Raw genomic sequence first — 14,350 nt, 5'->3', positions numbered from 1 at the left:
TCAATAATCGGTGAAAGTTAAATCAAAATGTAACTTTTTTACGAAATAAAATTACAAAATACAGTGCCTGCGTATTGACCGATTTTGATACGCTGGGTATTGTGATGTAAGAGTTATTGGCAAAATCGTTCTTTTTTTCGGGAGTAAGTATGACAGAGCAAACGGCAGATATGTATGCGTCACTTCGATCAAATGTGGGGCATTTAGGCCAGATATTAGGCGAAACAATGCAAAACCATTTAGGTGATGCGTTTTTAGAAAAAGTAGAACAAATTCGAATTTTAGCAAAAAAATCTCGCCAGGGTGATGAAGCCTCTCGTGAGCAAATGTTGGCATTATTAACCGCTTTACCAGACGAAGAACTGGTCCCTTTCGCCAAAGCCTTCAACCAATTTTTAAACTTAGCCAATATCGCAGAACAATTTCACACCATTAGCCGTAATTGCGACGAACTCGTGTGTGTGCCCGATCCAGTAGAGCAACTACTTGGACGCATGCTTGATACTGATTTAGATAAAAAAGATGTAATTAAGAGCTTAAAAAACTTAGACATCGATTTAGTATTAACAGCGCATCCAACCGAGATTTCACGCCGCACGCTAATTCAAAAATATGCGGCTGTAGTTGATTGCTTAACGGAACAAGAAAACAGCCAACTGACTGATCGCGAACGCCAACAAAGCACTCTGCGTCTGCGTCAGCTTATTGCCCAAATTTGGCACACCAACGAAATTCGTAACGAACGCCCAACTCCTGTAGATGAAGCACGTTGGGGTTTAAGCACTATCGAAACGTCTTTGTGGCAAGCTATTCCTGACTTTCTGCGTCAACTCAATGATCAAGTTGAGCAAAAGACCGGCCAGCAATTACCTATTGATGTCTCTCCGGTGAGATTTTCAAGCTGGATGGGCGGAGACCGCGACGGAAATCCGTTTGTAACGTCTCTCGTCACCCAAGAAGTACTCGATCGCAATCGTCATGCCGCAGCAAGATTGTACTTAAAAGATATTGTGAGCTTGCTTGGCGAATTGTCGATGGAACAAGCGAATGCTGAATTGTCAGCGTTAACAGATAACAGTAAAGAACCGTACCGCGATGTGTTACGCAAATTACGCTGCCAATTACGTGACACCATCGATTACCTTAATGCACGTCTTGAAGGTAAAAAACCTGATGTTGATACCAGCGAGCTAATTTGGCATAAATCAGATTTGCTTGAACCGCTTGAACTACTTTATAAGAGTTTGACCGATTGCGGTATGAAGCTGATTGCTAATGGCCTGTTACTCGACATATTACGTCGTTTAGCGTGTTTTGGTATTCACATGTTACGCCTAGATATTCGTCAAGATGCTACCCGCCATAGTGACGTGATTGCTGAACTGACTCGTTATTTGGGCATGGGTGATTACAACCATTGGGACGAAAATGAAAAACAAGCGTTTTTACTGCGCGAGTTAACCAGCAAACGTCCACTGATCCCAACAAATTGGAAACCGACGGATGATGTCGCTGAAGTTGTCAGGACCTGCAACTTAGTCGCCCAGCAGCCTGTTAATGCACTGGGCTCTTATGTGATATCAATGGCCAGCAAGCCATCTGACGTATTAACCGTATTATTACTGCTAAAAGAAGCCGGTTGCACTAATCCAATGCGCGTAGTGCCATTATTCGAAACCCTCGCTGACTTAGAGGGTGCCGCTGACTGTATGACTTCGCTACTGAATATTGATTGGTATCGTGGTTACACCAAAGGCATGCAAGAAGTGATGATTGGTTATTCTGACTCAGCCAAAGATGCTGGCGTAATGGCAGCTGCCTGGGCGCAGTATCGTGCACAAGAGCAGTTAGTTGCTGTGTGTAAAAAAGCTGACGTTAAATTGATGTTGTTCCATGGTCGTGGCGGTTCTATCGGCCGTGGGGGCGGACCAGCTCATAAAGCCATTTTATCGCAACCACCAGGTTCGGTAGATGGTCGCATCCGTGTGACAGAACAAGGCGAAATGATCCGCTTTAAGTTTGGCTTACCAAAATTAGCGGTACAAAGTTTAGCGCTATATACCTCAGCGGTATTAGAAGCGACATTGTTACCACCACCGGAGCCTAAAAAATCGTGGCGTGATTGCATGCAGCGTATTGCTGAAGAATCAGTACTGCATTATCGCGGCATCGTACGTGAAGAACCGGACTTTGTTGAGTATTTTAGATCTGCCACACCAGAAGTTGAGCTCGGTAAGTTGCCACTAGGCAGTCGCCCAGCTAAGCGTAAAGTTGATGGTGGTATTGAAAGCTTACGCGCGATTCCGTGGATTTTTGCTTGGTCACAAAACCGCTTAATGCTACCCGCTTGGCTTGGTGCTGGCGAAGCATTACAAGATGCGGCAGATCGTGGCGAGTTAGCATTATTGCGTGAAATGGAAGAGCAATGGCCTTTCTTTGAAACCCGTATTTCAATGCTCGAAATGGTTTACACCAAAGCAGAACCTAACTTAGCCAAGTACTACGAGTTATGTTTAGTGAAGCCAGAGTTACATCATTTAGGTGAAAAGTTACGTCAACGTCTGCAACTGGGTATTGAAGCGGTATTATCTTTAACCCAAGCAACAGAGTTAATGGCACATACGCCTTGGAGTCGTGAATCTGTTAAACTACGAAACCCATACATCGACCCACTTAACTTCTTACAAACCGAGCTATTAGCTCGTACACGTAGAGAAGTTGAGCCGTCTGCAGATGTTCAGCTAGCACTTATGCTGACCATTGCCGGCGTTGCAGCAGGAATGAGAAACACTGGATGATAACCTTGGTTAAAACCCTTGGACTGGGATTGTTATTGTTACTGACTGGCTGTGCCAGTCAGTACAGCATCACCGAGTCTGAAATTGAACAGTACCTTAATAAAGACATGCATTTTGAGGTAAAACAGGGCAACAAGTTAATTGGTGTATCACTTAAGCTAAATGATATGCAGGTCGTGTTAGGCGCTAAGCCAAATACCATGGCTGTCACAGCTGCGACTGTGATTACCGTGAATAACCCGTTACTACCTATTCACGCTAAGCTTAAAACTACGTTCGAAGCTGTGCCTTGGTATGACAGTAATACCAAGAGTGTCTATCTTCGACAGTTAAACTTAGTCAAGGTTGAGTCCGAACCCGCCGATATTGAGCGTTACATCAGCCAGGCAACACCACAATTGATGGGGTTTTTACGTAATTACCTTGAAAACCAGCCAGTGTATACCTTAGACACTCGCGACAGTAATCAAGCGTTAATGGCTAAAATGACCAAAGAAATTGCCGTACAACAAGGCAAACTGGTGGTTAAGTTTTAACGTTATAATCGTAGTAGCAGAAAGCACCTTAGGGTGCTTTTTTATTGCTTCAAACTCATCTACATGCACATCGAAAATAAAGGCTGAACATCTCAAGTATCAGAAAACTGAGCATTTCCTAATCAATCAGAACCACGTACAATAACTTGGCAATATTGGAGTGCATAATAATCATGGGATAAATGATGCCGTTAATGGATGACGTAGCAAAACTAAAAGCACAACTGGCGGAGTTTACTTCACAGCAAGGCGCTCAACAGGCCGATGTAAATAGACAATTGGCTCAGTTCAGTCAACAACTTGATGCTTTGGCCCAACAGGTACAAGCGCAAAATAATAATGAACAACCGATAGCCTTGCCTGCTGAAAACTTACATGCCCCAGTGCATGAGAGTCGAGAAAACGATTCGAGCGGCAGTATCGTAGCCGATAAACCTCAATACTCGTCTTCTGCTTGGGAGCGCCAACCGTTAGATATAAGTCATTCAGCGTTAACATCATCTCTATCAGAACAACAAACTTCGGTAGTCGCAAAGTCACCCGCTAGACAAAGTGCCCTAAGTGCGATGGTTACTCAATTAGCTGACGCTATCGGTGAGTTCAGTGCGTCAGCATTTGCTCCCATTTCTGGGTTAACCGAACAAGCAAAAGAATTCTATCAGCATTATCAAAGTAAAGGGTTAGGGCCTGTATTTTTGATGACGGTTGCAGGCATTATTACCCTGACATTAGGTTTTGGTTATTTACTGCAGTTTTCAATTAACAACTGGTTTTCAGAACTGGGTAAAGCGTTATTAGGTTTAGGCGTAGCAAATAGTATTATTGTTGGTGGAGTATTTATTCGGCAAAAACGCCCAGGAATGCAAGACTTCGGCTCAGGCCTAGTTGGCCTTGGGCTTATTCTTAATTATTTGTGCCTATATTTCCTTGGACCGTACTTTAATCTTATTCCTGATATTGCCTGCTTTGGCTTGTTATTGCTTAATACGATATTGGGTTATAGCTTATCGTTTAAACTCGACACCAAAGTTGTCGCGATTGTCGCTTTACTTGGCGGATCACTCGCGCCATTGATGCTACTTGATGGTGGCCAAACGCCGCTATTATACCTGCCTTATTTAATGCTTATCGGTATTTGCTCGATGGTACAAAGCCACAAATTAGCTTGGCCAATACTCATCGAAATTACCGCCTTACTCCATATAGCTTGCATACAAATACTCAGCTTATTTATTCAATTGCCGCTGTCTGTCATTGATTGGCAAACCGGCCTAGCAGTATTAATGATCAATGGGCTGTTCTACCTCTACAGTATTGCCAGCTTATTATTTGTCATCAAGTCTGCATTAACACCAAGGCTGCTAGCGGTTCCAATCGCACTTATGGTTTTTACTCTCTACACCCTAACGGAGTGGAGCATTTTTGCTGGTGAGCTATTTGCACTTAATGCATTGCTGTGTGGGTTGTTATATTGGGTAATTAAACGCGATAAAGATATTAGTGCCCTAGCCTTGGCTTTTGCCGGAAGCTTTGCTGGTTTTGCCGCACTGTTTTTACTCAGCGTCGAACTGATGGGTTTAGTGCTGTTATTAGAGGGATTATTGTTACTGTGGATTGGCTGTAAACAGTTGTTTAGCCCTATTAGAGCAGAAGCATATGTCTTACTCGTACTAGGCATAATAAGCAGCTTTGCTTACGTCTTTGATGTGCTAGCCCTGTCACGCTATGACAATGATGGCCTATTAGGATATCAAGCATTATTGATTATATCGATGGCACTAACCTGTGCGATGACTTTTGTAGCGCAAAAGCTTCTGAGCCGCCATCAAGCTGATTTAATGCAATTTGAACACCTAGTAGTACGGTTTATCCGCGAGTTACTTGGAGTGCTCTATACAGTAACCTTGTTACTCATTAGCTTCTTTATCACCGAGCAATATTGGCTTAATACATTACCATTAATCAGCTTTTTACTACTGTACATGAGTGCTAAACACACCCTACGTTTTAGCGAAGTATTAGCCTGGTTATTGCAACTACCGTTATTAGGGTTAGTTATTTTTGGCATGATAGACGCTGATAGTCTTAGCTTTGCCGACCAAGCAATGAACGCTAAATTAGCCCGTTTTGAACTCTTTATCGGATTACTATTGGCGTATTATTGGTACAAAAAATATTATGCCAATGCCAAGTTAATCCACGTTGCTTACTATGTTCAGTTAGCATGTTATCTCGCGCTACCATTACTATTATTGCCCAAAGTCATACGCAGCTATCCTGACTACATTGCTATCTCATTATGGTTAAGCAGTATGATGAGTCTAGGTTTGGCTTACTTTATTAATCACAAGAGTCTTCGCTATGAGTCGCAAATACTCACGGTATTAGCAACCATGGTTACAGCAGCAATGTGCCTAGCAGAATTGTGGCAAGGACTTGCTGCATTGACAATAGGATTGCTATTACTCGGATTAATTAGTGTACGCTATGTACAATTACCAAAAAAGTGGCAGCAAATTACTACGCTACAATGGCACATTGCTCCATATTATATTGCCTTAGTCATAGCCGTACTAAGTCAAACTCTCACTAACCTAATCCATCCATCATGGGCAATAACAGCGTTAATCATCTGTGGATATTTTAGTGTTATTACCGAAAGAAACACACGCATAGGCCAACATTTTAAGCAGGCCTTAGCACCAAGTTATAGCTTGGCGTATTTTGCTATTTTTGCTTGTGCCATTTTACCCATCCTATTTCACAGCGAAACACAACTCACCCTTAATATTGATAATGTTCTGACCAATTTAGCAGAGCTTGGAGTGCTGATTTTATTAGGTCGTTATTTGTTAACAGCAAGATTAGGTATTAGAGCACACAGAAAAATTATCTCTTATGTCACGCTTAAGTGGGCTTGGCATGCTTTATTGGTGATAAGTTATTTACTGTGGAGCTATCAATTCGACCTAATTATTGCTGCACCAATGAGTGCAGTGCTGTTAGTTGTGCATGCTAGTGTGGTGATGTTTATAAGCTTACGGCCTCAACAAGCAAGCCTGGTCAGGCTAGCAGCATTACTATTTGCTTTGGCATGTATCAAAGTGATTGTTGTTGATATGGCGTCATTTGAATTAATTCAAAAAATCGTCGCCTTTATTTTGATTGGCGTTATTTTATTAACGGTTGCTTACTTTTATCAAAAAGCGAAAAACAATCAATTGGCTGATGACCTTACAGCCTAGTCATTAAATCTAGCTTGCTTACACCAATGGTAAGCAAGCGAGAAATACACTTACTTGGCGAATCTAGGTATCGACGGGTAATCAACAATAACGGCTTCTTCAAGTAGTGCACGACGAAGCATATCGTAAGCAATTGCCGTACTCATACTTCTCACAAGCTGACGTGAGCGCTTTGGTAACTTGACCATTTGACTGTATACGCCATGTTTAGTTGCTAATGCTATAGCGACTGTTCCAACGGGCTTATCATCTGAGCCTCCGTCAGGGCCAGCAATACCACTAGTAGCTAAAGCATAATCACTATCAAGAATACCTCGTACGCCTTGCGCCATCGCCTCAACAGTAGCAATAGACACTGCACCATGATCATCTAAGATCTGTGGATTAACGCCCAGCACTTTCACTTTAGATTCATTACTGTACGTCACTAAACCATGATGCAAGTACGATGAACTCCCTGCAAAGTCGATCAATTGACTGGTGATCATGCCACCTGTGCAAGACTCTGCCACACTAAGACTAAAACCAGATTGGTATAATCGATGATGGATCTCTGCTGCTAATGTTGGCCGATTTTCAGCAACAACCGCACAACCTAATAAAGCTTTAACCTGCTTTGTTACATCAGGTAGCTGACGGATAGCTTTTTCACCACGAGCAAAAATCTTAATTTCAATGTGTGGCATAGATGAGCGATAACCTAACTCAATGCCTTGTGGCAAAGTGATGTCTGACAATGTATCTGCTAATGATGACTCACCGTGACCAATTGTAAGTAATTTTTCTAAAGCCGATTTTTGTTGTACACCAAACTCTTGAGTAATAAACGGAATAAACTGTTCAGTGATCATGTGCTTTAATTCAAACGGCACGCCTGGAGTAAAGAATAACCATGCGTTATTCAGCTTCACTCTAAAGCCACATGCTGTCCCAACAGGATTATCTACCATCACAGCAGAAGCTGGTAACCAAGCCTGCTTTAAATTACTCTTGGCCATTACACGATTATTACGCGTAAACCAATCTTCCAAATGTTCACGCCATTGCACATTTTCGACAAGGTCTTCACCTTTAGCTTTCGCCATGGCTAACGCAGACATATCATCACTGGTAGGCCCCAATCCACCATTAACAATAATGATATCTGCATGCTTACTGCGTTCTTGGAATGCAGCAACAAGGTCATCCATTCGATCGCCAACCGTCACTCGATGTTGCATCTCGATACCTAACTCCATCAAAGTATTCGCAACCCAAGCAGCATTGGTATCGACTATTTGGCCAGAGAGTACCTCTTCGCCAGTACAAATCATTTCTAACTTCATCATTATTCCTAATCCCATGCTATTGGCACTTAAGTTAGGGGAGCAATATGTGAATGGCAAGACAATAGATCGCATTTATCCAAAATTAGCCAATAAAAGACTTAATGAATTACAACAACACAACAGTAATATCTCAAAAATAGCTAAATTGATTATTTTGATATTGATTCAATGTATTAAAGTATTATCAAAAATGAAAGACAATACAAAATAATGTCGGACAAATTACAAGGCCTATTGCCGCTTAATGAAACAGAAATGTCGCGGTTGATTTTCACATACGAAAAAGGCCTTTGCATTGCAGCAAAGGCCTTCATCTTAAGGTGGCAGTGCGGACGCTGCTTATAATAAAGAATGAACTAGTCATCTGGCGTGACTGGTCACTTTCTATTGATTGAGAGTCAACAGTCCAAATAGATTGGATGAATGCAAAGCAATACCGGGAACGTTGTTGGACCAACTAAATTAATGCAGCGCTTGTGGCTGTTGATATCTGTTCGGGAAAAATGGGTAAGCTTCAGATACAAAAAAGCCTCGTCGTTAGACGAGGCTTCTATGTAATTGGCGGAGCGGACGGGACTCGAACCCGCGACCCCCGGCGTGACAGGCCGGTATTCTAACCAACTGAACTACCGCTCCTTTAGCAAATTGCTTACGCACGATGCTAAATGCTTTTTAAGTCGCTAACGTGTCATGGTTAGGAGACTCGCTTCATAATGAAGCTACTCTTTCGAGTAATTAGGCGCCTGGAAATGACCTACTCTCGCATGGGGAGACCCCAAACTACCATCGGCGATACTGTGTTTCACTTCTGAGTTCGGAATGGGATCAGGTGGTGCCACAGCTCTATGGTTTCCAGACAAATTTTGTTTATCTAACGCACTATTCTTGATGCATTAAATAATAATTCGGAAAGCTGATTGCTTTTACTCTTATCAAGAGTCTTGAGTTCGACAAGTACACGGATGTACTTGATGTCATCAATGCATGGAGCATTTTATGACCACTGTTTAAGCGCCTCATTCTAATACTAAGTCGTATCAGTAAAACCCATCTGGGTTGTATGGTTAAGCCTCACGGGTCATTAGTACAAGTTAGCTCAACGCCTCACAACGCTTACACACCTTGCCTATCAACGTAGTAGTCTCCTACGGCCCTTTAGAGAGCTTAAAGCTCTAGGGATGACTCATCTTAGGGCTCGCTTCCCGCTTAGATGCTTTCAGCGGTTATCGATTCCGAACGTAGCTACCGGGCAATGCCATTGGCATGACAACCCGAACACCAGCGGTTCGTCCACTCCGGTCCTCTCGTACTAGGAGCAGCTCCCTTCAATCATCCAACGCCCACGGCAGATAGGGACCGAACTGTCTCACGACGTTCTGAACCCAGCTCGCGTACCACTTTAAATGGCGAACAGCCATACCCTTGGGACCGACTTCAGCCCCAGGATGTGATGAGCCGACATCGAGGTGCCAAACACCGCCGTCGATATGAACTCTTGGGCGGTATCAGCCTGTTATCCCCGGAGTACCTTTTATCCGTTGAGCGATGGCCCTTCCATTCAGAACCACCGGATCACTATGACCTACTTTCGTACCTGCTCGACGTGTATGTCTCGCAGTTAAGCTGGCTTATGCCATTGCACTAACCGTACGATGTCCGACCGTACTTAGCCAACCTTCGTGCTCCTCCGTTACTCTTTGGGAGGAGACCGCCCCAGTCAAACTACCCACCAGGCACTGTCCTCAACCCCGATAAGGGGCCAGAGTTAGAACATCAAAACTACAAGGGTGGTATTTCAAGATTGACTCCACTCAGACTAGCGTCCAAGCTTCAAAGTCTCCCACCTATCCTACACATGTAGGTTCAATGTTCAGTGCCAAGCTATAGTAAAGGTTCACGGGGTCTTTCCGTCTAGCCGCGGGTATACGGCATCTTCACCGCAATTTCAACTTCACTGAGTCTCGGCTGGAGACAGCGTGGCCATCATTACGCCATTCGTGCAGGTCGGAACTTACCCGACAAGGAATTTCGCTACCTTAGGACCGTTATAGTTACGGCCGCCGTTTACCGGGGCTTCGATCATGAGCTTCTCCGAAGATAACCCAATCAATTAACCTTCCGGCACCGGGCAGGCGTCACACCGTATACGTCATCTTGCGATTTTGCACAGTGCTGTGTTTTTGATAAACAGTTGCAGCCACCTGGTATCTGCGACTCCCGTCAGCTTAGAGAGCAAGTCTCATCACCAACAAGAGCGTACCTTCTCCCGAAGTTACGGTACCATTTTGCCTAGTTCCTTCAGCCGAGTTCTCTCAAGCGCCTTGGTATTCTCTACCCGACCACCTGTGTCGGTTTGGGGTACGATTCCCACTAACCTGAAGCTTAGAAGATTTTCCTGGAAGCATGGCATCAACTACTTCATCACCTTAGTGACTCGTCATCAGCTCTCAGCCTGTACATTAAAGTACGATTTCCCGGATTTGCCTAAGAAATCAACCTACCACCTTAAACGCGGACTACCAACGCCGCGCTAGCCTAGCCTTCTCCGTCTCTCCATCGCAGTTAGCGGAAGTACAGAAATATTAATCTGTTTCCCATCGATTACGCCTTTCGGCCTCACCTTAGGGGTCGACTCACCCTGCCCCGATTAACGTTGGACAGGAACCCTTGGTCTTCCGGCGAGGGAGTTTTTCACTCCCTTTATCGTTACTCATGTCAGCATTCGCACTTCTGATACGTCCAGTGTGGGTTACCCCTTCACCTTCAACCGCTTACAGAACGCTCCTCTACCGCGCATCTCTAATGAAATGCACCCGTAGCTTCGGTGGTATGTTTAGCCCCGTTAAATCTTCCGCGCAGGCCGACTCGACTAGTGAGCTATTACGCTTTCTTTAAATGATGGCTGCTTCTAAGCCAACATCCTAGCTGTCTAAGCCTTCCCACATCGTTTCCCACTTAACATACACTTTGGGACCTTAGCTGACGGTCTGGGTTGTTTCCCTTTTGACAACGGACGTTAGCACCCGCTGTCTGTCTCCCGAGTAGTACTCATTGGTATTCGGAGTTTGCAAAGGGTTGGTAAGTCGGGATGACCCCCTAGCCTTAACAGTGCTCTACCCCCAATGGTATTCGCTCGAGGCGCTACCTAAATAGCTTTCGAGGAGAACCAGATATCTCCGAGTTTGATTGGCCTTTCACCCCCAGCCACAAGTCATCCGCTCATTTTTCAACATAAGTCGGTTCGGTCCTCCAGTTGATGTTACTCAACCTTCAACCTGCCCATGGCTAGATCACTCGGTTTCGGGTCTACACCTTGCAACTAAACGCGCAGTTAACACTCGGTTTCCCTACGGCTCCGCTATTCGCTTAACCTCGCTACAAAATGTAAGTCGCTGACCCATTATACAAAAGGTACGCAGTCACGGTCTCAAGAACCGCTCCCACTGCTTGTACGTATACGGTTTCAGGTTCTATTTCACTCCCCTCACAGGGGTTCTTTTCGCCTTTCCCTCACGGTACTGGTTCACTATCGGTCAGTCAGGAGTATTTAGCCTTGGAGGATGGTCCCCCCATATTCAAACAGGATGTCACGTGTCCCGCCTTACTCGTTTTCATCTATGGTTAGTTTTCATGTACGGGGCTATCACCCTGTGCCGCTGTGCTTTCCAACACATTCCACTAACACCCCATAGACTTAAGGGCTAATCCCCGTTCGCTCGCCGCTACTAGGGGAATCTCGGTTGATTTCTTTTCCTCCGGGTACTTAGATGTTTCAGTTCCCCGGGTTTGCCTCACTACACTATGTATTCATGTAGTGATAACAGCTTATGCTGCTGGGTTTCCCCATTCGGATATCGTTAGCTCAAATGCTTATTACTAGCTCGCCAACGCTTTTCGCAAGTTATTACGTCCTTCATCGCCTCTGACTGCCAAGGCATCCACCGTATACGCTTGGTCACTTAACCATACAACCCAAATGAGTTTCACTTGCGTGAACATCTGGGCCATATCATGACCAGCTGGTTTTTACTTGTCTCACCTCCGACCAGGAAGTGGACTCGCCTTAGTTTTTTAGAATATTCAAGACACTTAAACAGTGTTTTGAGAACTCAAGTGTTAATGCTTTCGCATTAACGTTTTTCGCACTAACATCATCACACCAATAACAACGAATCGTCATTCATGCGCCTTTAGTTAGTACTATCAGCTTTCCAAATTGTTAAAGAACAACACTTAACCGGCAAGCGGTGTGTTTCACTCTACTTCCGAAGAAGTTAACAAGTAATCTGTGTGAACACTCACATGCATCTCTGCACTTTAGGTATTGAGTTAGTCGTATAGGTAAGGAGGTGATCCAGCCCCAGGTTCCCCTAGGGCTACCTTGTTACGACTTCACCCCAGTCATGAACCACAAAGTGGTGAGCGTTCTCCCGAAGGTTAAACTACCCACTTCTTTTGCAGCCCACTCCCATGGTGTGACGGGCGGTGTGTACAAGGCCCGGGAACGTATTCACCGTGGCATTCTGATCCACGATTACTAGCGATTCCGACTTCACGGAGTCGAGTTGCAGACTCCGATCCGGACTACGACGTACTTTGTGAGATTAGCTCCACCTCGCGGCTTTGCAACCCTCTGTATACGCCATTGTAGCACGTGTGTAGCCCTACTCGTAAGGGCCATGATGACTTGACGTCGTCCCCACCTTCCTCCGGTTTATCACCGGCAGTCTCCCTAGAGTTCCCACCATTACGTGCTGGCAAATAAGGATAGGGGTTGCGCTCGTTGCGGGACTTAACCCAACATTTCACAACACGAGCTGACGACAGCCATGCAGCACCTGTCTCACAGTTCCCGAAGGCACAAGTCCATCTCTGGTCTCTTCTGTGGATGTCAAGAGTAGGTAAGGTTCTTCGCGTTGCATCGAATTAAACCACATGCTCCACCGCTTGTGCGGGCCCCCGTCAATTCATTTGAGTTTTAACCTTGCGGCCGTACTCCCCAGGCGGTCTACTTAATGCGTTAGCTTGGGAGCCCAGTGACTAAGTCACCAAACTCCGAGTAGACATCGTTTACGGCGTGGACTACCAGGGTATCTAATCCTGTTTGCTCCCCACGCTTTCGTGCATGAGCGTCAGTCTTTGTCCAGGGGGCCGCCTTCGCCACCGGTATTCCTCCAGATATCTACGCATTTCACCGCTACACCTGGAATTCTACCCCCCTCTACAAGACTCTAGTTCGCCAGTTCCAAATGCAATTCCCAGGTTGAGCCCGGGGATTTCACATCTGGCTTAACAAACCGCCTGCGCACGCTTTACGCCCAGTAATTCCGATTAACGCTCGGACCCTCCGTATTACCGCGGCTGCTGGCACGGAGTTAGCCGGTCCTTCTTCTGTAGGTAACGTCACAGTAATAGTTTATTAAACTATTACCTTTCCTCCCTACTGAAAGTGCTTTACAACCCGAAGGCCTTCTTCACACACGCGGCATGGCTGCATCAGGGTTTCCCCCATTGTGCAATATTCCCCACTGCTGCCTCCCGTAGGAGTCTGGGCCGTGTCTCAGTCCCAGTGTGGCTGATCATCCTCTCAGAACAGCTAGGGATCGTCGCCTTGGTGAGCCATTACCTCACCAACTAGCTAATCCCACCTAGGTTCATCCAATCGCGGAAGGCCCGAAGGTCCCCTCCTTTCCCCCGTAGGGCGTATGCGGTATTAGCAGTCGTTTCCAACTGTTATCCCCCTCGACTGGGCAGATCCCTAGGCATTACTCACCCGTCCGCCGCTCGTCACCTCAGGAGCAAGCTCCCTTGTGTTACCGCTCGACTTGCATGTGTTAGGCCTGCCGCCAGCGTTCAATCTGAGCCATGATCAAACTCTTCAATTAAAGTTCTTTTGAAAACACCACTCTTATAAATAAGAACAAAGCTTTCGGCTCAATGAATTCTGATTTCATTTAAAAGACTCGGAAGAATCAATTAAATGTTTGTACATATTACTATGAACATTCATCGTTGCATTGAGTTTAAATTTTTTGATTGCCAACATTCCGAAGAACAGAAGACAATTTCGAATAACTCAATACCTGTGAATGTCCACACAGATTTCTTGTTTAGATTGTTAAAGAACGTTGCTAACATGAACATCTTTCGATTTTTCATTCAGCGGCCGTTGACGCTAGGTCGTTGGCTTGGGGTGCGTATTCTACGCTTTCCCGGGTTGGCGTCAAGTGTTTTTTCAAACTTTCTTTTCGCCTTGAACTCAGTGTTTTGAAGCACTTAATTCAACCTGACTCAGTAACCGCTTGCGCTGTCTGCCGTGTCAGTGGATGCGCATTATAGGCAGCTCACGTTTTTGCGCAAGGCCTTTTTTAATAAAAAAGGATCGCTTGGCGATCTTTTCACCAAAAGCGATCCTTTTTCGTATTTTAAGCGACTTTATGACG

General features: G+C 45.0%; 4 protein-coding genes, 1 tRNA gene and 3 rRNA genes. 3 read left to right on the top strand and 5 right to left on the bottom strand.

The annotated features are described in order from the left end of the window. Window positions 1-149: 149 nt before the first annotated feature. From ppc to GUY17_RS01010, 3 genes are all read left to right on the top strand, one after another. Window positions 150-2,798, top strand: coding sequence for a phosphoenolpyruvate carboxylase (gene ppc, locus GUY17_RS01020; protein ID WP_162022033.1), 2,649 nt, complete (start codon window positions 150-152; stop codon window positions 2,796-2,798). Further along, entirely contained in the window at window positions 2,795-3,334 is a 540-nt protein-coding gene (locus tag GUY17_RS01015) for a DUF1439 domain-containing protein (RefSeq protein WP_162022032.1), read from the top strand. The genes ppc and GUY17_RS01015 overlap by 4 nt, the downstream gene beginning before the upstream one ends. 185 nt (window positions 3,335-3,519) lie before the next feature. After that, window positions 3,520-6,579 carry a DUF2339 domain-containing protein gene (locus GUY17_RS01010; RefSeq protein ID WP_162024248.1) on the top strand — a complete coding sequence of 1,020 codons (3,060 nt, stop codon included), beginning with the start codon at window positions 3,520-3,522 and terminating at the stop codon, window positions 6,577-6,579. A 50-nt stretch (window positions 6,580-6,629) separates the two neighbouring features. On the opposite strand, the gene GUY17_RS01005 is transcribed toward GUY17_RS01010, so the two are convergent. The 5 genes from GUY17_RS01005 to GUY17_RS00985 all read right to left on the bottom strand — a co-directional run bounded on the left by GUY17_RS01005 (window position 6,630) and on the right by GUY17_RS00985 (window position 13,792). Continuing rightward, a complete protein-coding gene (locus GUY17_RS01005) occupies window positions 6,630-7,904 on the bottom strand; it encodes a CinA family nicotinamide mononucleotide deamidase-related protein (RefSeq protein WP_101084813.1) in 1,275 nt (424 codons plus the stop codon). Between the two features lie 562 nt (window positions 7,905-8,466). Further along, window positions 8,467-8,543 (bottom strand) — tRNA-Asp (locus GUY17_RS01000). 105 nt (window positions 8,544-8,648) lie between these two features. Then, a 5S ribosomal RNA gene (rrf, locus tag GUY17_RS00995) occupies window positions 8,649-8,764 on the bottom strand. 203 nt (window positions 8,765-8,967) lie between these two features. Next, window positions 8,968-11,872: ribosomal RNA gene (locus GUY17_RS00990) — 23S ribosomal RNA — on the bottom strand. Window positions 11,873-12,249: 377 nt separating this feature from the next. Further along, a 16S ribosomal RNA gene (locus tag GUY17_RS00985) occupies window positions 12,250-13,792 on the bottom strand. Together the 16S, 23S and 5S rRNA genes with 1 tRNA gene alongside form the textbook arrangement of a ribosomal RNA operon. Window positions 13,793-14,350: the final 558 nt, after the last annotated feature.

It is taken from the genome of Shewanella sp. Arc9-LZ, assembly GCF_010092445.1.
GTDB lineage: Bacteria > Pseudomonadota > Gammaproteobacteria > Enterobacterales > Shewanellaceae > Shewanella.
The sequence above is the reverse complement of the archived record's forward strand: the minus strand, read 5'-3'. Positions and strand labels throughout refer to the sequence as shown.